Source organism: Chitinophaga hostae (assembly GCF_018224885.1).
Classification (GTDB): Bacteria; Bacteroidota; Bacteroidia; order Chitinophagales; family Chitinophagaceae; genus Chitinophaga; species Chitinophaga hostae.
This window is the reverse complement of record NZ_JAGTXB010000017.1, coordinates 18,017-40,319: the sequence shown is the minus strand read 5'-3', so window position 1 is coordinate 40,319 and position 22,303 is coordinate 18,017. Positions and strand designations below refer to the sequence as shown.

Genomic DNA, 22,303 nt, shown 5'->3' with positions numbered 1-22,303 from the left:
ATATTTGAAGCGCCGTTTTACTTTCAGCACCCGCCGGCGGCAATTTGTGCTATCTGAAAAAAAATGCTCCGCCAATAGGACCAGCCCTTTTTTGAATCGTCTTATAAGATAATCAACCGTTTAACAGGTATCGCCGGGGGCGGTATACCAGGGCCAGGGGATTGTCTTAAACCATTTTATATCAATTATTTAGATATCAGACAGCGACTAGCAGGTCAATTATTCAGGGGCAGCATATGGGGGAGTACCAGGAAGAAAAAGTAAATGATACGGGACGCCGGCAGCAGGAGCAGTTTTCCTTGTTGTTCCGGCAGTACGAGCATCGTTTGTATGTATTTGCCTGCAATATGGTGCAATCGGAGCTGTTGGCCCGCGATATTATCCAGGATGTTTTCATCAAATTATGGATAAAGAAGGACGACCTGGAAGAGATCACCAATATTGAGCAGTATCTCTATTTTATGGTGCGTAACAAAGTTATTGACGTGTTGCGTAAACTGGCCAACGACCGTAAATTAAGGGATGAGTACTTCCGGAATCACCAATGGCAGGAAAATAAAACAATTGAAATAGTGGAGGTGAAGGAATTTCAGCTGGCCCTCGCTGAAGCGATCAGTCATCTGCCTCCGCAGCGTCGTATCATTTATCAGCTCAGCCAGATCAATGGCATGAGCCGCGAGGAGATTGCACGGGAGCTGCAACTATCTCCCCATACGGTAAAAAATCAGCTTACTGCAGCGCTCTCCACTTTACGCAAATTCGTCAGCAGCCATCTTCGTATTTTTTAAAAAAGTTTATGCTGCAATAGGACCGGGCAATTTTGTATTCGTCTTATATATACGCCACGGCATAACGCCGGCCAAAATTACATACACCATTGGAAAGGGAATATTTTAAATACCTGTTCGATTTATACATCTCCGGTAATGGTACCGAAGCGCAGCGTAATGAGCTGTTCGACTACATTCGTTCGAACCATACCGACGAGTCGCTGATAGCGCTGATGGATGAACATTATGACCGGATCCGGGAGGAAGTACCGTCGTCGGCCTTTGTAAGCCGCTATGGCGATATCAGTTTGCCCGGCAGCATACCTGATCCGAAGGTAAGGCCGCTGAAGACGCAGAGATACCGCCTTTGGGCAGCCGCAGCTATCCTGCTGCTCCTGGTTACTGCAGGAGCCGTGTACCTGGCAGATGCGCCGCAAAAGCCGGTTGTTGGCATCGCCAGTCACCCGGATACCGCATCCACGAATGTAGTGGCCTCAGTAACGACGATACGTACGGGCAACAAGGAACAAAAACTGATTGTGCTGGCCGATAGTACCCGCATCCTGGTAAACGGCGCTACCATCCTTCGTTTCCCGGATACGTTCGGAAAAGATAAAAGAGAAATATACCTGGAAGGAGAAGCCTATTTCGATGTGCAACATGCCGCAGAATGGCCTTTCATTATTCATACCCCGGAAGGAGTGTCTACTATCGTACTGGGTACGGCTTTCAATATTAAAGCGTATCCCGGGCGTAAACAGCTGATCGTATCGGTGGTAACGGGCAAGGTAAAGATTACGAAAGATACGAAGGCTATCTCCGTATTGGGGAACGGACAGGAAATGAGACTGACCACCAGTAATAACAAAATAGAAGAACGCCAGGTGGCGCCACTGCTGGTCGACAGCTGGCAACGGGGAGATATCAATCTCGTCGATGAAACAATGGCGGATATTGTAAAGGATCTGCAGATCTTTTACGGCATCAACATCCGGTTAAATAACCCATCGCTCACCAACCTGGTGCTGACGATAGGATTTAAAAAACAGACATCTGTTGAGAGTGCCCTCCGGATTTTGTGCGAACTGGCAGATGCCAGGTTCGATAAAACCAAAGATGGTTATGTAGTTTATTAACGCAGCATTTAAATCAACCAATTAAAGTACGATGACAAGAAAATTTGTTACAGTGCTGCTGGCAGCGCTATACCTGCATGTTTCGTATGCATATGCCCAGGAGGCAGACGCTAAAGTGACGATTCACAGCAGGCAGGTATCTCTGAAAGAAATTTTCAGACAGATGCAACAACAAACAGGGATGATTTTTGGTTACCAGGCCCGCGACCTGGAAGGCATGCCCGCTATCAGTATGGACTGTAGTAACCTCCCCCTGAAGGAGGCGCTGCACCGCCTGCTGGATAGCACCACACTGGGTTTTGTGATCCGCGGACAAAATGTACTGATCCGCAGAAAGCAAAACGATACCCCGGTAAAACCGGAAGCGCCATTGGCCGCGGTAACACAACGGACTATTTCCGGACGTGTTACCACTGCCGATGGCGTGGGTATTCCCGGCGCTACAATCGTTATTGACGGCAACAGGAATATGTCAACCAATGATAACGGGGAGTTCTTCCTCAAACTCCCTCCCGGTACCAACCTGGTATCCTTTTCAAGTGTTGGCTATGAACATCAGAATATCATCGTCGGGCAGCAGCATGAATATAATGTGATATTGAAAGAAAGGGTAGGCAATCTTAAACAGGTGGAAGTGGTATCCACGGGCTACTCCAAATTGCCGAAAGAACGCGCCACCGGCTCTTTTGGCGTGGTAACGGCCAAACAACTGGAAAAAATCCCGGTACCCAACCTGATCAGCCGCCTCGAAGGACAGGTACCTGGCGTACAACTCAATCTCACAGAATCAGATAACAGCTTTGTATACTCCAATCTTATCGGCGATGTACAGGGCAACGGCAGCTATAGTATTGCGGTACGCGGTACCAGTACGCTTAATAACAACACCAACAATAAGCCCCTGCTCGTAATAGATGGCTTTCCTTCTGAAATGGATATGCGCACCATCAATCCCGCCGATGTGGAGCAGGTTACTTTCCTGAAAGATGCCGCCGCGGCCTCTATCTGGGGAGCCCGCGCTTCTGCAGGTGTGATTGTGATCACCACCAAAAAAGGGAAGTCAGGTGGCGGAACGCCACGTATCTCCTTCACCGCCGGCGCAGGGAGCAACGGCAAACCACGCCTCAATACCCTGCCATTTATGAATGCCGCCCAGATGATTAACTATGAACAGGAACTGGTAGCTAAAAGGTTTATCACCGACCCGGCCGGTTTGCCCGCCAGCAGTCAGCGCCCCATCAGTGAAGCGGTGGACTGGATGTTTCGCCTCAAGAGAGGAGAGGTAACCCAGGCTCAGCAAGACTCCGCCTTTGCCGTACTGAAAGGCCGTGATTCCCGCAGCCAGGTAAACCAATACCTGCTGCAGCCGGCATCTGCGCAACATTATGATCTCAATATCAGCGGCGGCGCCGACAGGTACACCTATTTTGTTTCCGGGGCCTATGATAAGGAAAATACCAGCACCAAAGAAACTTCCGGCGAAAGAATGACCCTGAGCGTTAACCAGGAGTTTAAAATATATAAGAACATCACTTTTTCTGCCAACCTCCGGGGCAGCTGGTTCCGCTATAAAACCGGGAATACCGGCATCGGCGTGTACGCCCGCTCGTATTCCCCCCTCATGCCCTATGATCAATTGGTAGACGTAAATGGGCACGGCGTTGATTTCTCCCGTGCTTATTATTCCGGCCGGCTCAGCAACCTCGAAGCGCAGGGATACCTGCCATGGCGCCTCAACTACATCAACGAAATGGCCATGAATGATAACACCACGAACGAAAGTAACTATGCCGCCAACCTGGGATTAAATGTCCCCATCTATAAAGGACTTTCGTTTAACGCACAATACATGGTGGAAAAGGCCAACAGTAAAGGCAATTTTTTTTACAGCGATAGCAGCTACTATACCCGCAATCTCATTAACAGCGCCACTTCCATTTCCAACGGGAAACTCGTATATGGTATACCGTTAGGAGCCATTTTGAATCAGAACGAGTTTGCAAAAAATAACTACAGTATCCGCGGTCAACTCAATTTTGATCAGAACTTTGCAGGTAAACACCAGGTCAATGCCCTCGCTGGTAGTGAAATCAGGCAAACCATCGACATCACCGGGCTCAGTACACTGTATGGTTACAATGAACAAAACCAGTTTAATAAACCGGTGGATTATGCCACGCCTTATATAACGGTGGATGGCTATTCAGGTAACATACCCGGCAATGGCAGCTATTCCAACCGGCGCAAACGATACCTTTCTTACTTTGGTAATTTTTCGTATACCTATAACAGTAAGTATACGCTGTCGGGAAGCGCGCGTTACGACGACTATAATAACTTTGGGTTAGATAGAAAATATCGCGCAAAGCCTTTCTGGTCCACAGGCCTGTCATGGGCCATGAGCAAGGAAAATTTTATGCAGTCAGTATCCTGGCTGAGCAGCCTCTCCCTGAGAGCTACCTACGGTATTAACGGCAATATCAGCATGTCGGCGCTGCCATATGACCAGTTAGCGCTTGCAACAGATTATAAGTCGCCATATGATCCTTATGCCTTTATCCTGTCGCCGGCGAACCCGGCGTTGCGCTGGGAGCAAACCGGTATCTATAACCTCGGCATCGACTACAGCCTGTTCGATTACCGCGTTAGCGGAAGTATTGAGTTCTATTATAAAAAAGGCAAAGACCTCTTTGCTACTTTCCCGATCGATAACACCCTTGGCTTCGATGACCTCACCCGGAATACCGCCACCCTGGAAGGTAAAGGAATAGACCTGGCCATTGGTGGAAAGATCATCAGGAAAAAAGATATCGAATGGTCTGCTAATTTCGTGTTCTCTTATAATACCAACAAGGTAACAGATGCGCGCTATAATATTACCGGCAGCCTGCTGCAAAGTGGCGGAATGGGCGGCCCCCTGCAGGGATATGCTACGGACTACCTGATGACATTCCGTTATGCGGGCCTGGATAAAAACGGCAGTCCGCTCGTAAAAGGAAGTAAAGGAGATACCCTGAATATCTACCAGCCCATCAGGGATATCAATGATCTGAAGAATGCCGGTCATGTAAACCCGCCTTATTTTGGCAGTCTCAGTCAAACATTCCGCTATAAAGGACTGTCACTGTTTGTAATGCTCACCTATAAGCTGGGTTATGTATTCCAGCGTTCTGTTCCTGCCAATTACCCCGGCAGGTATGGGTTACAGAGTTATGAGATGAATAGCCTGATAGACCAGCGCTGGCGCAAACCGGGCGACGAAGCATTCACCAATGTACCCGGGCTTTCGGGCAATAGCGGCGCAGGCTTTATCCGCTATGCCAATGCTGACATTAATGTGTTACCCGGAGATCATATCCGCCTGAGAGAAGTATCTCTCACGTATGACGTGCCGGCAACCTGGTATCATCGCCTTCCGGTGAAAAATATTTCACTGACAGGCGCTGCCCGCAACCTGGCGTTGCTATGGACGAAAAACAGCGATGGCATAGACCCCGACTTCCCGCCGTCTATCGCCAACCTGAAACTGCCGCCCTCTGCTTCTTACAACTTTTCGCTCAACATCGGCTTCTGACCTGACTACAAAGAAAATAACATGAAAAAATATTATTCCATTCTCGCTATAGCCTTGTCGGCCTTGCTGCTGCCCGCCTGTGGCAAGTATACCGATATAAAAACCGCCGGCGCCATTACCCCATCGGATTACACGAGTTTTCGATACCTGATGAATAATAACGAGGTGCTGGAACGCGGTATGGATGCACCCGACATCACTTCGGATGACATTACGCTGCCCGATGCGGTGATTCAACAGAATACCGGTACCGACAACATGCGTCAGTATATGTGGAACGCCGACTTTTATGACGTGACCACCGCGGATCCCGACTGGAAGAACCTGTACGCTGCTATCTACAACTGCAATCTCGTAACAGACCAGGTGATGAACAGCAGTGGAGGTACTATAACGTTGAAAAAACAGGTGCTGGCAGAAGCTAAAGTGCACCGGGCATATAACTACTTTACGCTGGTAAATATGTATGCCAGACAGTATGATAAAACCAGCAGCGCCACAGAACCCGGGGTGCCGTTACTGCTGAAAGCTGACGTAGCAGTGACGGCGAAACGGGCTACGGTGGCAGAAGTATATAACAGCATTCTCGATGATCTGCATACGGCGACCGCTGATTTGCCGTTACATAATACTTATAACATTTATCCTTCCAAAGCCGCTGCATATGCTTTGCTGGCAAGGGTATCGCTGCAGATGGGCGACTATGCGAACGCCGGCAGCTATGCAGATAGTACACTGTTGATACAAAATGGGTTACTCAATCTGCCTGCCGTTACCGTTTATCCGCAGCGCATTGATGATCCCGAAATTATTTTATCTAAAGCCTCCCCGAATTCCCATGCCTATTATGCTTACCAGGTATTGAGCAATGACCTGCTGGCGCTGTATCAGCCCGATGACTATCGCTACAGCTACCTGACACAAACGCTGTCGCTCAGTGGCGTGAATTATCGCATCTATGCAAAAGAGATCGTGAGCGGCAATAACCGCAATATAGGATTAGCGGTGCCGGAAGTGATGCTGATAAAAGCTGAATCACTGGCGAGAGCAGGGCAGGCAAATGCGGCTATGGGTATGATCAATACATTGCGCGCCAAACGCTTTACTGCCGCTGCTTATACGCCATTAACCGCTGCCGGCGCCACCGATGCGCTGGTAAAAGTTTTAGAGGAGAGAAGAAGGGAATTATGCTGCCGTTGTATTCGCTGGTTTGATCAGAAAAGACTGTTTACAGATGCCCGCTTCGCCAAAAGTATTACCCGTACCAATGTGGCAACTGGTGAAACCTTCACCCTGTCGCCCGGCGGCAACCGGTATATGTTCCCTGTTCCGGCATACAATATTCAGCTGAACCCGGCATTAGAACAAAATCCAAGATAATAAACCTTATACGGAAACCTGCTTTTAAAAAATGAAGATGAAGAAAATTAGCATTGCGCTTTCTGCACTGTTGGGGCTCATTGCCACCGACGTATGCGCGCAGCAACCCTTTCATGTAATGCCCGCCAATCCTGTTTCCGGCGAGATGACAACGATCGCTTATAACCCGGCAACTACGCCATTGAAAGGACTGGCGCCGGTGAAAGGAGTAGTGTGGGTATACCGCAACAATGACTGGGAAGCATACGATCTCCCCATGAAAATGGTAGATACCGGGTGGGTGGGAAGTTTTCGCCTGCCTGTTAACTCGGCTATTATGGTTGCTGATTTCAGCGCCAATGGCATTGCAGACAGGGGAGGAAAGGCTACCTACGCGATGATGACACATGATATCAATGGCCGGGAAATCGCCACCAACTATGCCGCCTGGGCATTCCTGCGCACCAATGCGTTGAAAGATATTACGCCCCCCATCGTAGATGATGCTGCACGCATTACGGATGATATTGGCCTGTTCTGGATGAATACCGAATTAAAGTATCATCCTGAAAGCCGGCGGCATATTTTTTATAATGCCATGACCATATTAAGACGCGCAGATCCTAAACGTGCCGATACCATTACCCCGCGGGAAATAGGCTTTATCAGCAGTTTACCGGATGTGACAGAAAAAGAACTGATTGATATCAGCAACGCCTACCGCAATCTATTGGCGAAACCTGCACAGGCAGACAGTATGAACAAGGTGATCATTTCACGCTATCCGGATGGGATCACTGCCCGCGATCAGATGATCTATCGCATGTTTATCGCCAAACCCGATGAACGTTTACTGCGCTGGAACGATTTTATAAAGCAGTTCCCGCCGGAAAAATTTAAAGACGTAAGTACCGAAACATCGGCGTTATACCTGGAAAAAACTTTCAGGGGAATGGTGTATACCGTTTTTCTGAAAGACAAAAAATTATCTGCACTGGATCCCTTTCTGGATCAGGCCTCGCTGATATCGCTAACCGAGTTTCACCGGCAGTTGATAGTAAATGCGGTGGAGCACGGAGACCTGAAACCGGCGGAAGCCCTGCCTTACTCCACCAAACTGGTAGAACGTATTGCTGCCTTTGCCGACCGCAAAGATGGTGTGGAAAGCCGCTATTATTCCCCGGAACAATGGATGCAGCAGGTGCTGGATTTGTCGGTGGCTGCCTTTAAAGGACATGCAGCTTTACTGCATACTTTGGGAGATGATAAAACTGCCTTGCAGTGGATGGAAAAAGTAAAGGAGATGAAAGCTGCCGGCCGTGCCGATTTCCAGGGACTGTATGCCACCCTGCTGAACAACAATAACCATCCTGATGCGGCGCTGGCCATTGCTGAAAATGCCGTGCGCAACAACATTGCCACCCCGGAGGTGATAGCGCTGGTGAAGAAAAAGTATGTCAAACAACACGGTTCAGCAACCGGTTTCCAACAGTACCTGGATGGTATGAAGAGTAAAGACATCCTGACGGCTCAGCAGGAGCATCTGCGGGCAGCACTGATTCGTGAGCCGGCGCCTGCCTTTTCACTGGAACGCCTAAACGGAGGAACCGTGGAGCTATCCAAACAAAAAGGAAACATCGTAGTGCTCGACTTCTGGGCCACCTGGTGTGGTCCCTGCAAAGAGGCTTTACCCGGTATGCAGATGGCGGTAGATAAATACCGGGCCGATGATAAGGTGAAATTCTATTTTATCGCTACCATGGAAACAAAACCGGATTATAAAACACAGATAAAGCAGTTCCTGTCTGCCAAAAACTACCGGCTGGAGGTGCTGCTGGATGGAAAGAATAAGACTGACGGGCACCTGGATGCCGCTTACAGTGCTTATGCCAGCGCGCTTCATTTCAGCGGTATCCCTGCTAAAATGATCATCGACAAACAGGGCGTTATCCGCTGGACTTCCAACGGCTACATGGGCAGTCCCAGCGCCCTGGCGGATGAAATCAGTTATATTATTGAATTGCTGAAGAAGGAAGGATGATAAAAGGAAAGATGCTTTTGGTTTACTTGCTTTGTTGCCTGTCAGCATTACATGCTACAGCGCAACAAAGCCCGTTCCGAAGTGATTCGGTATTGTTCTTCAACAGGGACAGCTCTATCCGGTTTGGGGCCACCCTAACGGTACCCTCCCAACGAAAAAATTTTCCGGCGGTAGTGTTGGTATCCGGTACCGGCAAACAAAACAGGGATGGCCTCATGGCAGGTCATGCTATGTTCCGTGTTCTGGCAGATTCCCTTGTCCGTATAGGCTTCGCCGTGCTGCGAACAGATGACCGGGGAGTAGGTGCTACCACAGGGGTATACGAAACCGCTACTACGGCAGATTTTGCAGCAGATGCCCTGGATGCGGCAGATTGGTTGCGTAAACAACCGGGTGTCGGCGCCGTGGGACTAATCGGACACAGCGAAGGAGGAGCAGCGGCCATCATCGCTGCTGCCACCGGGAAGATAGATTTTGTGGTTACGCTGGCAGGACTCGCTACCCGGGGAATTGATGCCCTGAAGTTGCAGAATCAGGCCATTATCAACGCGGCGCCTGTTTCAGATTATGATAAGCGCAGGCATCAAACGATTACTACACTGATGTTTGACACTGCTTACCGTTATGCCTATACGAATTTGATGGAATCGAAATTACGCACTACCTACAATGCCTGGAAGCATTCAGACGACAGCGCGTATGCAAAGGATATGCCCGGCAAATATGATCACATGCGCTTTTTTATTGACTCCTATATCCTGCAGGCCAGCAGTGCATGGTACCAGTTTCACCTGCGCTATGACCCGGTACCTTACCTGGAACGCATCCGGGTACCTTTCCTGGCTGTAAACGGCGATAAGGATATCATGGTGCCCTGGAGGGAAAACCTGGACCTGGTGGCACGTACGCTGCGCGAAAATGGAAACAAGGTGGTTACTGTGAAAGTATTGCAGGGATTAAATCATCTCTTCCTGCGTTGCCATAGTTGTACCAACGAGGAATTGTCAAAACTCCCCGGAGACTTTGATACAACGGCGTGGGAGGTTATAAAGCAATGGCTACTGGAGTATGTATCCGCTCAATAGTGGCATCGTTTCACCAGTTGTAACGCCACAATTCATATGCCATCTATCTGTTGGTGGCATAGGATTTGGTCCTCCATAAGAAAAAGGAGGGTATTATGAAAAAGTCCATATCATTTTTCTATTGTAGCCTGACATTTATATTCCTTTTTTTTAGCTGTAACAGCGGATCTCCGGATAGTGAAAAGCGTGCAAAAAAGATAAATAATGCCAGGATCGACAGCCTGAAAAAGCAGGCTGCTGGCCCGACCGAAGCCATACCATCCAAAGGTGACGCCGCTTTCCTGGTAGAGGCAGCCGGCGGAGGATTGATGGAAGTAGCCTTGGGGGAACTGGCCGTGGAAAACTCCCGTAACACCCATGTGAAGAACCTGGGAACCCTGATGGCTAATGATCATAAAACAATCAATGAAAAAATAAAACTATTGGCACTGTCGAAAGATATCACGCTGCCCGACTCCATATCTGCCCATCATAAAAAAGAAAAGGAACAATTGCAGCCTAAAAAAGGAAGCGATTTCGACAACGCTTACATCAATTTGATGGTAGATGACCATGAAAAGGACATCCGGGAATTTCAAAATGCTGCGAAAAATGCGCTTGACAGCGATATTAAGGCTTTTGCAGCAGAGAGCCTGCCAATGCTCTACAAACATCTTGATGTTGCCCGTAATCTGCAAAGGAAAATGGGTACGAAGGTGGTGCCCATACCGGTAGGGTCGCCGCCTTATCAATAAGCGGTCCCATGGGTTGATTTAGTGGAAATAAAACACCAGGTTGTGGAAATTAACTTCACAACAGTAGTGGTTAACAACGGTTTTGGGTTGAGCTAAAACAGGAGCTTTAGCTCAACCCAACCGGTTTATTTTTCGTCTATTCTAAATGAAACCTTACAGATGACGCCGTAGGAAGTTATCTTACTATTGCTTACGTGTACCTTCATGTCTTTCACATACACAGAGTCAATGTTGTGAATGGTTTTCGATACTTCTACAACAGCGTTGTTAACGGCGTCTTCAAATCCTTTTTCTGAAGAAGCAATCACCTCAATTACTTTTACGATAGCCATATTGGATAGTTTAGTGGTGAAATAATAGGAGTGTCGCCACAATTACTATACCTTTTATGTCGGGCGAATGACCGGCTTTTGTCGGGTACTAAAGCAAGAGTGATTTTTTGCAGGTTTTTAGTTGCAAAGTATCAGTTAAACCATGTAGATCTTCCATTAGCTTTGCAGCACAAAAAATGTGCGCCTGCTAAGGCCAACTATGAGAAATATTGCAGGGAATTCAACATGGCATGCAAATGATGCCGCCTTCGACTGGCTATACCCGGAGCGGATACAACAATTGTCGAAGCGACACTGGACGCCGGTGGAGGTAGCAAAGAAATCAGCGGCGTTTCTGGCTACTGGTACGGGCAACAGGATACTTGATATAGGAAGTGGGGTAGGAAAATTTTGTCTTATTGGCGGATGTTGCTACCCGGAAGCTATGTTTTACGGTGTGGAGCAAAGAAAAGAACTGTATCATTTTGCACGGGCTGCCAGGGAAGCAACGGGGCTGGAGAATGTGGATTTCATTAACGGCAATTTCACGCAGTTGGATTTTAATGGCTTTGATCACTTCTATTTTTATAACGCCTTTTTTGAAAACCTGGTTGAGGATGGGCAAATAGACCAGGAGTTGGAATACTCCGTAAGCTTGTATAAGTATTATACACGTTTTATGTTTAAAGAGCTGGATAATAAGCCTGGTGGTACCCGGTTGGTGACCTTTCATAGCCTGGAAGATGAAGTGCCGCCCAGTTATCAGTTGGTGGATGCCACCGTTGATCTTATGTTAAAGATGTGGATAAAGAGAGGATTGTAACTATTTCAAGTTAGCCGTTTTTATAAGCTTGTTTAAGTCTTTTATAATAATTTTTCTGCCCTTTGTTTCCAGTATACCATCTTCTTTAAACTCCGTTAATACACGCACTACATTTTCCCTGGCAGTACCCACGAGGTTGGATAAATCTTCACGACTGATATTTATTTCTACGGCAGTTCCCTCCACATAATTTACTTTGTATTTTTCCCGCAGTACAACTAATTGTAAAGCCAGTCTTTCCCTGACTGTTTTCTGCGCAAGCATGGTCAAACTATTGGCCAGCACTGCAAATTCATGGCTTAGTGTTTTGAGCAGCCGGGTGTTAAGCAGCGGAGAGTTGTTGAGCGCATGCTGGAAATCCTCCCTGGGGATAAAGGCGATCGTACTTTCTTCGATAGTGGCAGCCGAATCGGGATAGCGGCCTTCTGCTAAAATAGCATGATACCCGATCAGTTGCCCGGTACTTGCCACATAAACGATTTGCTCTCTGCCTTCACGGTCTACTTTATACTTTTTGACTTTTCCTTTCGTGATATAAAAAATGCCGGAGGGATAAGCTCCCTCCCTGAAAATGATCTCATTTTTTTTGTAAATCTGCTCGCTTTTATGGGCAGTCAGTAATTCAAATACATCTGCCGGGAGGTCAGCCAGGATAGATTCACTTTTGAAATCCCATTTATCTATCGGAAAAATACCCTTGATACTCATAATCCGCAAAATTAATGCTTTAGAAATTGATAAAACTTACTTTTTGAGATGATAAAGTTTACCACGGGATGATGGAATGATGAATACCTTTAAAGCATGGATACAACTTCTCCTTCCCATTCAACTTCATTGCCCGGGCACACGGGTAAATGGTTTGCGTCCGATTTCAATTTTAACCATCTTTATCCGTTATACATACAGGCGCTGGCCTCAAAGCATTGGACACCACTAAAGGTGGTGGAGAAGGCTTCCCGGTTCCTGGCGGCAACGCCGGGTGCAAAAATACTGGATATTGGCAGTGGCCCGGGTAAATTTTGTATCGCTGGGGCGTATTATAATCCGGATGTATTTTTTTATGGTATTGAGCAGCGCATTGACCTGGTGCGTTATGCCTCGGTTGCCAAAGAAATGGCAGGCTTTAATAATATCACTTTTATGCATGGTAATGTGCTGGAGCTTGATTTTAGGCAATATGACCACTTTTATTTTTTCAATTCATTTTATGAGAATCTTCCCGGTACTTATAAGATAGATGACAGGTTTGTCTACTCCAGGACTTTGTATCATCAGTACAACAGGTACTTACACTATCAATTGGGGAAAGTCCCCGCCGGTACAAGACTGGTTACCTATCATTGTACGGAAGATGAAGCGCCGCAGGGGTATCGGCTGGTGCGTGCAGAAATAGATCGTTTACTGAAATTCTGGATAAAAGACTAGCAAAAGAAGGAGTATCGCCGTACTCCTTCTTGCTACATGTTGGTTGGTGTTTGATATTTACTGTTGTTTTTCCGCTATTATTTTTTCACTCCTCTGTATTGCCTTTTCAAAAGTATCTACCACATTGGCTTTCCCAATATTGAATAGCAACCGCGTTTTTTTTAGCTCTTCATATACCTTGTTTGTCTGTACTTCCGATAAGATCAGCTTTATGCCGCGATGCCGCATGTCTCTATTCACGTCTTTAAGCGCCTGGATGCCTGTTGCATCAATAATAGGCACCAGCCGCATCCTGATGATCAATACCCTGGGCGCATTTTCGATAAATTTGCTGGCGTCTTTGAACTTATAGGCAGCACCGAAGAACAGTGGCCCTGTTATCTCGAATACCTCAACCCCGGGGGGAATGGCATATTTGGCGGCTGCCAACGGATCGCTGCCGGTATTGATTTGCCCGGTGATGATGCTGACATTGCTGAGCTGCGCCATTTTTCTCATAAACAGAAATGCAGATAATATCATCCCTATTTCTATTGCTACGGTTAGATCGACTGCCACTGTCAACAGGAAAGTAAAAATCAATATCACTACATCGCTTTTGGGACCTTTAATGATAGCAACAAAGTTCTCCCATTCGCTCATATTATAAGTCACCACAACCAGGATGCCGGCCAGGGTTGCCATTGGTATAAGGGCTGCCCATTTGCCTATAAAAACCATAATCAGCAATAGTGTGAGCGCGTGGGTGATACCGGCCACCGGTGTACGCCCACCATTCCTGATGTTGGTAGCTGTTCTGGCAATGGCGCCGGTGGCAGGGATGCCACCAAACAGCGACGACATGATGTTGCCTGCGCCCTGCGCTACCAGCTCGATATTGCTTTTATGTGTACTGCCTGTCATCCCATCTGCTACTACAGCAGATAGTAAGGATTCAATAGCCCCCAGTAAGGCGATAGTAAATGCAGGTTGTATTAGCAACCGGATGGTATCAAAATCAAGTTGTGGCAAAGAAGGATGAGGTAACATTGATGGAATAGCGCCAAACCTGCTGCCAATGGTGTCTACCGGTAAATGGAATAACCCTGCCGCCAGCGTTGTTAGAAGAATAGCGATCAGTGACCCGGGAATTCTGTGTGTAACCCTGGGCCACAGGAAAACCACCAGGGTGGTAAAGGCTGCAATGGCCATCGAGTAATAGTTGACAGTGGACAGATGTTGTCCATATACCACCCACTTCTTAAAAAAATCAGCAGGCACAGCTGCCATTTGTAATCCCAGGAAGTCTTTTACTTGTGAGGAAAAAATTACCAGCGCAATACCGCTGGTAAATCCTACTATTAATGGATAAGGGATAAATTTTATCACAGATCCCAGGCGCGCAATTCCCATGGTAATAAGAATAATTCCCGCCATAAAAGTGGCGATGATAAGGCCATTCACCCCATGTTGCTGTACTATGTCATATACGATCACGATAAATGCACCTGTGGGACCGCCTATCTGCACCTTACTACCACCAAATGCAGAAATGATGAAACCGGCTATCACCGCCGTATATAGTCCCTTCTCCGGTGATACCCCGCTGGCAATGGCAAATGCAATGGCCAGCGGTAATGCAACAATACCCACAATGACGCCGGCCAGCAGATCTTTTATAAACTGAGATCTGCTATATCCTTTTAATGTTTCGAGTAATGCTGGTTTGAACATAGAAAATACTTCAATCACAGGCCACCTGTTAATAGCGGCTTATAATGGTTTAACGATGTTATCCGTTTTCCTTTGCTGCCGCCGGTGTTCGGCTTCCGGGTCATGACCAATATAGAAGGTCAGGTATAATGTGCGGGATAACCTCATCAATAGCGGCATGGAAAGCATAAGGATAATGCCGTTAATGGCCAGCCAATAGAAAATGCTGTTGTCTCTCCACGTGATCCCAAAAATCAGCCAGTACCATATGAGGTTAAATATAGAAAACAGCACCGCCAACACGTAGCTTACATAGCCAGTTCCATACCAGAACCCTATCTCCAACTCGGTACGTTGTCCGCATACCGGGCAATAGTCGTGCATATCCAGCACGTTCCTTAGTTCATACGGACGGTCATTTTTGAATAATTTCCCTTTCCGGCAACGTGGGCATTTATTTGCAAAAATACTACCTATAAAACTGGTTTTTTTCATCACCATGTATTCGTTTATTCTGCTGCAGCTTCCTTAGATACAGTATTGCCAATGTATACAAGCGCAAAACGGTAATAGCTCCATTGGTCGCTACTACAGGTAAGCGGAGAAATATTTTCTATTGCGAGCCGCAGTTTGTGGAGGTATCGTTGTATGATAAACCTGTTTTTCTTCTTCTCGGTCATGTTCGTAACCGATACCCGGATAACTTCCGCTGCTTCCGCGTTACTTTTTACGCTCCCCAGTTGACTGGTAATATTGGCGATATATTCATCTATGGTCATGTTCTCTGCTGTTTGTGGTTGCTGTTGCGAGATGGGGCATCAATGGGTTTTCTCCGCTGGAATTTCAGCACGTATCAGTTTCTGATAGTTTTCCGGTGAAAGCAGTGGGATTTGACTGTAGAATTTCAGGGGAGCTACAAAAAATATCCAACCGTTATCTTGCGGGCTTTCCAGTACCAGGTTCAGATTCCCGGATAATTTTTGGTTTTGTCCCAGGTATCTGCAGCTTAGAGGTGCATGTACAGGGATAATTTGGTCAGCGGTGTGAATCTCTGCAACAAGTGTCCCCTGGTCTATGACACCCTTTTGATTGCTCCATTTGATATTAACTATATTTTTAATTCCTTTTAGTCGATGGGCAGAAACACCTACAAACCCAACAGAGCCATTAAAATCGATCCACTCATGATTGTTTGTGAAATTAATCCTCGGGCGAGAAATAGTTGATATTTTCATATCGCAAAGGTACCTTTGATGTCAGTTGATAGCACTGATACTTTGCAATTAAAAAACTGCAAAAAATCACTTTTTTATCCAATAGGTTATTTTCTATGAGTTTAACGGGTCTGTTTCCTATTGATAAATGGAATTTTAAATCACAGTCTATTTTACATAATCTGCCGCAGGATGAATGTGAGCACCTCTATGCGCATATGCAGGAGCAACGCTATAGCAAGGGTGAGGTTGTTTTCAGGGAGGGAGCGGTAGCATCCGGTATTTTCTTTATCAGGAAAGGAAAGATAAAGAAATACCAGGTAGATCAGCAGGGAAAAGAACAGATCATATATGTAGCTAATGCCGGGGAACTAATCGGATATCATGCTATACTGGCAGAAGAACGCTATCCCGATTCCGCCGCCACCCTGGAAGAAAGCACGATCGCATTTATCCCTAAGGAAGATTTTATCTTCACACTGGAAAGATCCGGTACGTTATCCCGCAGGTTGCTCAAAGCGCTCAGTCATGAATTTGCCGTGCTTACAAACAGCATTTCTGTATTTGCGCAGCGATCTGTTAAAGAGCGGCTTGCCATTACGCTGATTGTTTTACGGGAACGATTTAAAGCAGAAACGGCGCCGGGACAGGAAATTATGATCAATATTTCACGGAGCGACCTGGCCAATATGGTAGGTACCGGGAATGAAAATATTGTACGGTTTTTAACCGAGTTTAAGAGCAGCGGTATCTTAACTTCGCATAAAAGGATGATTTGTATTAAAGACATAAAGCAACTGGTGGAGATGTCGGGCTGCGGTAGTTGAGATTTATTTCTAAAATAAGACGTGATATTCACGGCTCCATATATGTGTCAATATGCACCTCCTCAATGATCTCCGTCAGAACGCTTTCATTTTCCAGGGTTCCGAAAGTTAAATTCCTTTTTGATGAAAGCCGTGAATCGCAGAAGCACTGGGCAATAGCTGGCGGCGCTATCCGGATCAATTCTATCGCCTGCATAGCGAGGGCCATTTTTTCTGTGATCAGTCTTGCTTTGTTTTCATCCGGATGAGTCAACAGTTGCTGTAGTTGTTGCAGCTGTAGGTCCAGGCTGGCATCGAGTCCTTTGGCTTGCTCATAGTAGTTCATCAATGCGGCGATGCTGTGGGGTTCTTTATGCATGGCACGTAACACATCCAGCGCCTGAATGTTACCGGAGCCTTCCCATATGGCGTTTACGGGCACATCCCGGTACAGCCGGGGCATGATGGACTCTTCCACATATCCATTTCCGCCGATACATTCCAGCGCTTCGCCCAGCACCAGCACTGCCCGTTTGGTATTCCAGAATTTTCCTGCGGCAGTGGCGATCCGGGTAAAATGCATGGCTTCTTCTTCTGCTAATCCATCATCAAAACCTTTGGCTAAGCGCATGGCAAGGGCAGTGGCAGCCAATGATTCCAGCGACAGGTCAGCCAGCACATTTTTCATCAGGGGCTGATCGATCAGTTTTTTTCCAAAAGCATTTCTGTGCCGGCAATGATGGATCGCTTCTGCAACGGCACGCTGCATGGTAGCAGCTGAGCCAATGGCGCAGTCCAGCCGGGTATGACGCACCATTTCCATGATGTTGGCAATACCCCGGCCCGGTTCCCCGATGATTTTTCCCCATGCCCCGTGAAACTCCACTTCGCCGGAGGCATTGGACTTATTACCCAGTTTATCTTTTAGCCGTTGAAAATAGAGTTTGTTTTTGTCTCCCTCCGGCGTAAACCGTGGTACCAGGAAACAACTGAGCCCTTTGTCAGTCTGTGCCAGCACCAGGAAGGCATCACTCATAGGTGCGCTGCAAAACCATTTTCGCCCGGTGATTTTATAAATGCCGCTTCCTAACGGTAACGCATATGTGATATTGGCACGCACATCGCTGCCGCCCTGGGGCTCGGTCATGGCCATTCCAAACGTAACGCCCTTTTTTTGAAAGTAGGGAATAAACCGCTCGTCGTATTCGTTGGAAAGTACCCTGGGCAACCATTCCCGGGCGATGTCAGGCGCTATTTTAAGCGAAGGAATTACCGCAAAGGTCATGGTCAGGGGGCAACTGCTGCCTTCGTCGATCTGCTGCTTGAGATATGATAAGGCACTATGTGCGAGGTATGCCCCGCCTGCACCGGAGGTCCAGGCAATGGAATGCACTCCCTCCCGGATAGCCGCCTGCATCATCTGGTGATAGGCCGGATGATAAGTGACCAGGTCCAGCCGGTTGCCAAACCGGTCATGGGTTTTCAGTACCGGTATATTTTTATTGGCCAGGTGACCGGCTTCCTGCATATCATGACCACCCATGAGCGCTCCAAACCTGGCAGCCGCTTCGTTTATACTACCACCGCCATAGGCGATAAGCGCCTTTTGAAGCAGGGGATTGGTGGTAAACGAATTGTAATTTTCCAACACAGGAACCTGGTTTGCGGAGGACTGGAAATCAAAATCGGGAGGAAACATAGTGAACGATTTTTGATTCACCTAATTTAAACTATTTTTCTAACGGCGCTATCCCGGAAAAGGATACGCTTGAAAAAGCCAGGAACCCATTGGTAATACACTGCATTAGCCGAAAGGCATAAAAAAACGCTTCCCATAGATAAATCACCTCCGAACTTTACCTTGCACTATTTGTTGAAAGAGATAGACATGCCCATATTTTCATCTTTCAATATTGTAAAATGCAACAAAAAGCAATTTCCTCTGCGTGGCCGGTACTGTCATTTAATGAATGGAAAGATACGCTGGCAACAGTGCATTTGTGGACGCAGATCGTGGGAAAGATCCGCCTGCGGAAAATGCCCTGGCTCAACCACTCCTGGCATGTTACACTGTATGTAACCCCCGACGGACTAACCACCGGCAGCATGCCCTATCAGCATGGTATTTTCCAGATCGAATTTGATTTCATGCATCATCAGCTAATCATCAATACCAGCAACGGGCAGCAGGAAACAGTGTCGCTGCGGCCACGCTCCGTGGCTGACTTTTACCGGGAGCTGTTCGCCCAACTGGCCATCATGGAGGTAGATGTTAGCATTTACACTACGCCCAGTGAAATAGCAGACGCCATTCCTTTCGATAAAGACGAAGTGCATCAGTCGTATGATGCCCTGCAAATGGAAGCATTCTGGCAGGCGATGATAAAGGTCCACCTGGTATTTACCCGCTTCAGAACCCGTTTCACAGGGAAATGCAGCCCGGTGCATTTTTTCTGGGGAGCCTTCGACCTCGCCGTTACCCGCTTTTCCGGACGCGATGCCCCTGAACACCAGGGAGAAGCCCCCAACATGCCCGCTGCAGTTATGAAGGAAGCCTATTCCAAAGAAGTGAGCTCCTGCGGATTCTGGCCGGGAAGCGAGCAATATCCGCATGCCTGCTTTTATGCCTATTGCTATCCTGCGCCCGCCGGTTTTGCTACCCAACCGGTACAACCTTCTGCTGCTTTCTACAGCCAGGAAATGGGGGAGTTCCTGCTAAACTACGACGATGTGCAACTGGCGGCCCAGCCGGAAGAGGCCCTGATGGATTTTCTGCAAACCACTTATGAGGCGGCAGCCAATACCGGCCACTGGGACCGGAAAGCCCTGGAATGCGATCTGTCCCATTTTGAAAATAGCTATGGATGTTACAAGGATAGATAATAGAGATTTTTATATCTTTAGGTCAATAAAGATGTGAATCACATGCGCAAGCGAATCCCCGTTACCTATAACTTTGTAATTTTTTTGCATGCTTATTTGCGCCAGGCGGAACTATCCGTACACAGAAGCGCTCAAATGCCGCGACAGGCAACAAAAGACTTTTATAATAGTGGGGTCGCTCCGGAAAGGGTCATTCATTATTTAAATGGATTAGGTAAGTCTGCTGTACGGGTTACCACTGCCGGCGCTGTTCCAAGGCCATTCACGCTGAGGAAAAAATTGGCATGCCGGTTTATTTATGCCCCCGTTTCCAGGGCATACCTGTTGCAGGAAGAAGTGCTATATGCCATAGCGCTGCTTCGGGAGTTATCAGTATTTCTCGCCGCAGATAAAGTAATACCTTTGGCAACCCGTGATCTGTATCTGAAGCTGGCGCACTTTAACGATGGGCATATTGGATGGAGACTAAGGAGAAAAGACTGGTCCGCCAGCAGGACAGTCGATCATTTTTTTGCCAACGAACGTCTTACCACCACGCCTTTAGAAAACTTTATGACAGGTTTTACTATCTGAAGATAGATCCATTCATGACGTAGATCCTGTCATTATCTACGCAATATTTATCCTTCCAGGGTTAAAATCCGTGTACTTCGGGGTAATTTTTACAAACCTCACTCCAACTAAAAACAATAAATTCGCCCCCATCAACCAATCGCAAGTGGCACTATCTCCCGCAGATAAAAACATTTCCTGTCTTCCAGAAAGTGACAGCCGACGGGCTGCAGGAGAGGATTTGGCCGTTTTCTGGAGCGAACTGCAACAACACAACGAACACGGCTTGTACAAGATCTACCACCAATTGTACGATAACCTGTATCACTACGGCCTCTCTGTAGTACAGGATCCCCAGCTGGTAAAAGAAGCGATCAACGACGTATTTGTGGAACTGTGGAAGAAACGGGAACAGCTCATCATGCCCGATCATATTCCCAACTATATTTTCATCTGCTTTAAACGCCGCCTGAGCAAACTCCTTGGAAAAGGACAGAAAAAGTCAGGCCGGCATGAAAGCCTCCTGTTCCAGGAACTGGAAGTGCAGCCCTATGAAACAGTGCTGATCAGCCGGGAAACAGATATACAGCTGCGTAATAAAATGGAAAACGTGCTGGCGCAACTGACTGCCCGCCAGAAGGAGTTTATCCGTCTTCGTTTTTATGAAAATATGAGCATGGAAGAAATATCCCTCAAAACTTCTGCTTCCATCCGCACTATTTATAATACCCTTCATACCGCCATTGTACAGCTCCGCAAAATAATGTCCCTCTTCCTGCTCACACTTATGTGGTATTTCGAAAAATAACTGGTTTTTCTTTGGTAAAAAACAGAAGTACCGGTCCTCTTTATAATAAACAGGCAGTACATGAATCTACAATTATTTACGGCGGAAGACTTTATGCTCAACGACTCATTTGTGCGTTACTGTCTGCAAAGTAATGACGAGGATGTAGCCTTCTGGAATGACTGGATTGCCCGGAATCCGCATAAGAAAGCGGAAACAGACCAGGCAAAAGAATGGGTATTGCGACTGGGTATGGGGCTTACCCCCGACGAGAAGCAGGAAGAATTCCGAAAGCTGAGAGCCCTGATAGAAACAGGCGACAGCCGCCGGCATCGCTTTAGTAAATACCTGCCTTATGTAGCCGCCGCGGTTTTACTGACTTGCGTTGCAGTTACCTGGATATGGAAAACACCCGCCCATAATACCGTTGCCACCTCCGCCATGACGTATACCACCTGGAAGGCTGACAGTGTCAGAAAACAGGTACTCCTGGCAGACGGCAGCACGGTGATCCTCAACAGGAACAGCGTATTGCGGGTACCGGATAATTATAATCAAGAGGAACGTCACCTCATCCTGGAAGGGGAGGCCTGGTACGAAGTAGCCAAAAAAGAAAACTGTCCCTTTACTGTAACCGCCGGAAAAACTACCGTACAGGCATTGGGTACCGTTTTCAAAGTAAGGGCCTACGGGTTCGACAGCAGCGTAATGGTATCGCTGATCTCAGGAAAGGTAAGGGTGCAGGCGGCTAAAGAGACAAAAGAATTATCGCCTGATCAGTATGTAAAAGCTGTAAACGGACAACTGCTGTCCGGCATCTTTGATGCTGCCCGGGAACAGGACTGGCGCAATGGCAAACTTTATTTCAAAGATGCTTCCCTGGAAGAACTGGCAAAGCTGCTGGAATTCTGGTACGGCATTAAAGTACATATTACACCAGGCAATTATCAACCAATACATTTTAATGGCGAGTTCGTGAACAAACCGCTGCCAGCGGTACTGGCTTCTATTTCTTATATCACAAATCTTAAAATTGCTGTCAGCAAAGGAGAACTATATATCAACCATTGATCATAGCAGCCATACTGCTATAGCATTATAACCAATA

Annotated in this window: 21 protein-coding genes; 14 read left to right on the top strand and 7 right to left on the bottom strand. The window is 47.1% G+C overall.

The window, feature by feature from the left end:
- Positions 1–236 precede the first annotated feature (236 nt).
- The 7 genes from KE626_RS25620 to KE626_RS25590 all read left to right on the top strand — a co-directional run bounded on the left by KE626_RS25620 (position 237) and on the right by KE626_RS25590 (position 10,699).
- Entirely contained in the window at positions 237–788 is a 552-nt protein-coding gene (locus tag KE626_RS25620; protein ID WP_211975870.1) for an RNA polymerase sigma-70 factor, read from the top strand.
- Positions 789–877: 89 nt separating this feature from the next.
- Positions 878–1,906: a FecR family protein gene (locus tag KE626_RS25615; protein WP_211975869.1), complete on the top strand. Its 1,029-nt coding sequence runs from the start codon at positions 878–880 to the stop codon at positions 1,904–1,906.
- A gap of 31 nt (positions 1,907–1,937) precedes the next feature.
- Positions 1,938–5,480, top strand: a complete 3,543-nt coding sequence (locus tag KE626_RS25610) for a SusC/RagA family TonB-linked outer membrane protein (protein WP_211975868.1) — start codon at positions 1,938–1,940, stop codon at positions 5,478–5,480.
- Positions 5,481–5,501: 21 nt separating this feature from the next.
- On the top strand, positions 5,502–6,860 hold the full coding sequence (locus tag KE626_RS25605) for a RagB/SusD family nutrient uptake outer membrane protein (RefSeq protein ID WP_211975867.1): 1,359 nt from the start codon (positions 5,502–5,504) through the stop codon (positions 6,858–6,860).
- Positions 6,861–6,897: 37 nt separating this feature from the next.
- Positions 6,898–8,880: a TlpA family protein disulfide reductase gene (locus tag KE626_RS25600; RefSeq protein ID WP_211975866.1), complete on the top strand. Its 1,983-nt coding sequence runs from the start codon at positions 6,898–6,900 to the stop codon at positions 8,878–8,880.
- A gap of 11 nt (positions 8,881–8,891) precedes the next feature.
- Positions 8,892–9,965: an alpha/beta hydrolase family protein gene (locus KE626_RS25595; RefSeq protein WP_211975865.1), complete on the top strand. Its 1,074-nt coding sequence runs from the start codon at positions 8,892–8,894 to the stop codon at positions 9,963–9,965.
- Between the two features lie 95 nt (positions 9,966–10,060).
- Complete coding sequence (locus KE626_RS25590; RefSeq protein ID WP_211975864.1) at positions 10,061–10,699, top strand: DUF4142 domain-containing protein; 639 nt, start codon at positions 10,061–10,063, stop codon at positions 10,697–10,699.
- 125 nt (positions 10,700–10,824) lie between these two features.
- On the opposite strand, the gene KE626_RS25585 is transcribed toward KE626_RS25590, so the two are convergent.
- Complete coding sequence (locus tag KE626_RS25585; protein WP_211975863.1) at positions 10,825–11,031, bottom strand: dodecin family protein; 207 nt, start codon at positions 11,029–11,031, stop codon at positions 10,825–10,827.
- A 199-nt stretch (positions 11,032–11,230) separates the two neighbouring features.
- Between KE626_RS25585 and KE626_RS25580 the strand changes: the two genes are divergently transcribed.
- Entirely contained in the window at positions 11,231–11,833 is a 603-nt protein-coding gene (locus tag KE626_RS25580; RefSeq protein ID WP_211975862.1) for a methyltransferase domain-containing protein, read from the top strand.
- On the opposite strand, the gene KE626_RS25575 is transcribed toward KE626_RS25580, so the two are convergent.
- The gene (locus tag KE626_RS25575; protein WP_211975861.1) at positions 11,834–12,541 is read right to left on the bottom strand and encodes a Crp/Fnr family transcriptional regulator; all 708 of its coding nucleotides are present in this window, start codon (positions 12,539–12,541) and stop codon (positions 11,834–11,836) included.
- Between the two features lie 96 nt (positions 12,542–12,637).
- Here KE626_RS25575 and KE626_RS25570 point away from each other — a divergent pair, with 96 nt between their 5' ends.
- Positions 12,638–13,261, top strand: coding sequence for a class I SAM-dependent methyltransferase (locus KE626_RS25570; RefSeq protein ID WP_211975860.1), 624 nt, complete (start codon positions 12,638–12,640; stop codon positions 13,259–13,261).
- A gap of 57 nt (positions 13,262–13,318) precedes the next feature.
- On the opposite strand, the gene KE626_RS25565 is transcribed toward KE626_RS25570, so the two are convergent.
- The 4 genes from KE626_RS25565 to KE626_RS25550 are packed head-to-tail and all read right to left on the bottom strand — an operon-like array spanning position 13,319 to position 16,188.
- Positions 13,319–14,992, bottom strand: a complete 1,674-nt coding sequence (locus tag KE626_RS25565) for a SulP family inorganic anion transporter (protein WP_346344478.1) — start codon at positions 14,990–14,992, stop codon at positions 13,319–13,321.
- Positions 14,993–15,013: 21 nt separating this feature from the next.
- Positions 15,014–15,448: a DUF983 domain-containing protein gene (locus KE626_RS25560; protein ID WP_249207691.1), complete on the bottom strand. Its 435-nt coding sequence runs from the start codon at positions 15,446–15,448 to the stop codon at positions 15,014–15,016.
- 14 nt (positions 15,449–15,462) lie between these two features.
- Positions 15,463–15,732: a hypothetical protein gene (locus KE626_RS25555; RefSeq protein ID WP_211975858.1), complete on the bottom strand. Its 270-nt coding sequence runs from the start codon at positions 15,730–15,732 to the stop codon at positions 15,463–15,465.
- 39 nt (positions 15,733–15,771) lie between these two features.
- Positions 15,772–16,188, bottom strand: coding sequence for a biotin/lipoyl attachment domain-containing protein (locus tag KE626_RS25550; protein ID WP_211975857.1), 417 nt, complete (start codon positions 16,186–16,188; stop codon positions 15,772–15,774).
- Between the two features lie 95 nt (positions 16,189–16,283).
- Here KE626_RS25550 and KE626_RS25545 point away from each other — a divergent pair, with 95 nt between their 5' ends.
- Positions 16,284–16,994, top strand: a complete 711-nt coding sequence (locus KE626_RS25545) for a Crp/Fnr family transcriptional regulator (RefSeq protein ID WP_211975856.1) — start codon at positions 16,284–16,286, stop codon at positions 16,992–16,994.
- A gap of 28 nt (positions 16,995–17,022) precedes the next feature.
- Here KE626_RS25545 and KE626_RS25540 read toward each other — a convergent pair whose 3' ends face one another.
- A complete protein-coding gene (locus KE626_RS25540; protein ID WP_211975855.1) occupies positions 17,023–18,672 on the bottom strand; it encodes an acyl-CoA dehydrogenase family protein in 1,650 nt (549 codons plus the stop codon).
- 221 nt (positions 18,673–18,893) lie between these two features.
- Between KE626_RS25540 and KE626_RS25535 the strand changes: the two genes are divergently transcribed.
- From KE626_RS25535 to KE626_RS25520, 4 genes are all read left to right on the top strand, one after another.
- Positions 18,894–19,856: a DUF5996 family protein gene (locus KE626_RS25535; protein WP_211975854.1), complete on the top strand. Its 963-nt coding sequence runs from the start codon at positions 18,894–18,896 to the stop codon at positions 19,854–19,856.
- Between the two features lie 42 nt (positions 19,857–19,898).
- Positions 19,899–20,429, top strand: a complete 531-nt coding sequence (locus KE626_RS25530) for a hypothetical protein (protein ID WP_211975853.1) — start codon at positions 19,899–19,901, stop codon at positions 20,427–20,429.
- A 145-nt stretch (positions 20,430–20,574) separates the two neighbouring features.
- On the top strand, positions 20,575–21,216 hold the full coding sequence (locus tag KE626_RS25525; RefSeq protein WP_211975852.1) for an RNA polymerase sigma factor: 642 nt from the start codon (positions 20,575–20,577) through the stop codon (positions 21,214–21,216).
- A 60-nt stretch (positions 21,217–21,276) separates the two neighbouring features.
- The gene (locus KE626_RS25520; protein WP_211975851.1) at positions 21,277–22,266 is read left to right on the top strand and encodes a FecR family protein; all 990 of its coding nucleotides are present in this window, start codon (positions 21,277–21,279) and stop codon (positions 22,264–22,266) included.
- Positions 22,267–22,303 lie beyond the last annotated feature (37 nt).

What these genes read in the sequence shown, in the direction of transcription:
- KE626_RS25530 (WP_211975853.1), top strand. Translation starts at nt 19,899, where the DNA reads ATGCGCAAGCGAATCCCCGTTACCTATAACTTTGTAATTTTTTTGCAT.
- KE626_RS25620 (WP_211975870.1), top strand. Translation starts at nt 237, where the DNA reads ATGGGGGAGTACCAGGAAGAAAAAGTAAATGATACGGGACGCCGGCAG.
- KE626_RS25560 (WP_249207691.1), bottom strand. Translation starts at nt 15,448, where the DNA reads ATGAAAAAAACCAGTTTTATAGGTAGTATTTTTGCAAATAAATGCCCA.
- KE626_RS25535 (WP_211975854.1), top strand. Translation starts at nt 18,894, where the DNA reads ATGCAACAAAAAGCAATTTCCTCTGCGTGGCCGGTACTGTCATTTAAT.
- KE626_RS25595 (WP_211975865.1), top strand. Translation starts at nt 8,892, where the DNA reads ATGCTTTTGGTTTACTTGCTTTGTTGCCTGTCAGCATTACATGCTACA.
- KE626_RS25545 (WP_211975856.1), top strand. Translation starts at nt 16,284, where the DNA reads ATGAGTTTAACGGGTCTGTTTCCTATTGATAAATGGAATTTTAAATCA.
- KE626_RS25550 (WP_211975857.1), bottom strand. Translation starts at nt 16,188, where the DNA reads ATGAAAATATCAACTATTTCTCGCCCGAGGATTAATTTCACAAACAAT.
- KE626_RS25605 (WP_211975867.1), top strand. Translation starts at nt 5,502, where the DNA reads ATGAAAAAATATTATTCCATTCTCGCTATAGCCTTGTCGGCCTTGCTG.
- KE626_RS25580 (WP_211975862.1), top strand. Translation starts at nt 11,231, where the DNA reads ATGAGAAATATTGCAGGGAATTCAACATGGCATGCAAATGATGCCGCC.
- KE626_RS25590 (WP_211975864.1), top strand. Translation starts at nt 10,061, where the DNA reads ATGAAAAAGTCCATATCATTTTTCTATTGTAGCCTGACATTTATATTC.
- KE626_RS25585 (WP_211975863.1), bottom strand. Translation starts at nt 11,031, where the DNA reads ATGGCTATCGTAAAAGTAATTGAGGTGATTGCTTCTTCAGAAAAAGGA.
- KE626_RS25600 (WP_211975866.1), top strand. Translation starts at nt 6,898, where the DNA reads ATGAAGAAAATTAGCATTGCGCTTTCTGCACTGTTGGGGCTCATTGCC.
- KE626_RS25575 (WP_211975861.1), bottom strand. Translation starts at nt 12,541, where the DNA reads ATGAGTATCAAGGGTATTTTTCCGATAGATAAATGGGATTTCAAAAGT.
- KE626_RS25570 (WP_211975860.1), top strand. Translation starts at nt 12,638, where the DNA reads ATGGATACAACTTCTCCTTCCCATTCAACTTCATTGCCCGGGCACACG.
- KE626_RS25540 (WP_211975855.1), bottom strand. Translation starts at nt 18,672, where the DNA reads ATGTTTCCTCCCGATTTTGATTTCCAGTCCTCCGCAAACCAGGTTCCT.
- KE626_RS25555 (WP_211975858.1), bottom strand. Translation starts at nt 15,732, where the DNA reads ATGACCATAGATGAATATATCGCCAATATTACCAGTCAACTGGGGAGC.
- KE626_RS25520 (WP_211975851.1), top strand. Translation starts at nt 21,277, where the DNA reads ATGAATCTACAATTATTTACGGCGGAAGACTTTATGCTCAACGACTCA.
- KE626_RS25610 (WP_211975868.1), top strand. Translation starts at nt 1,938, where the DNA reads ATGACAAGAAAATTTGTTACAGTGCTGCTGGCAGCGCTATACCTGCAT.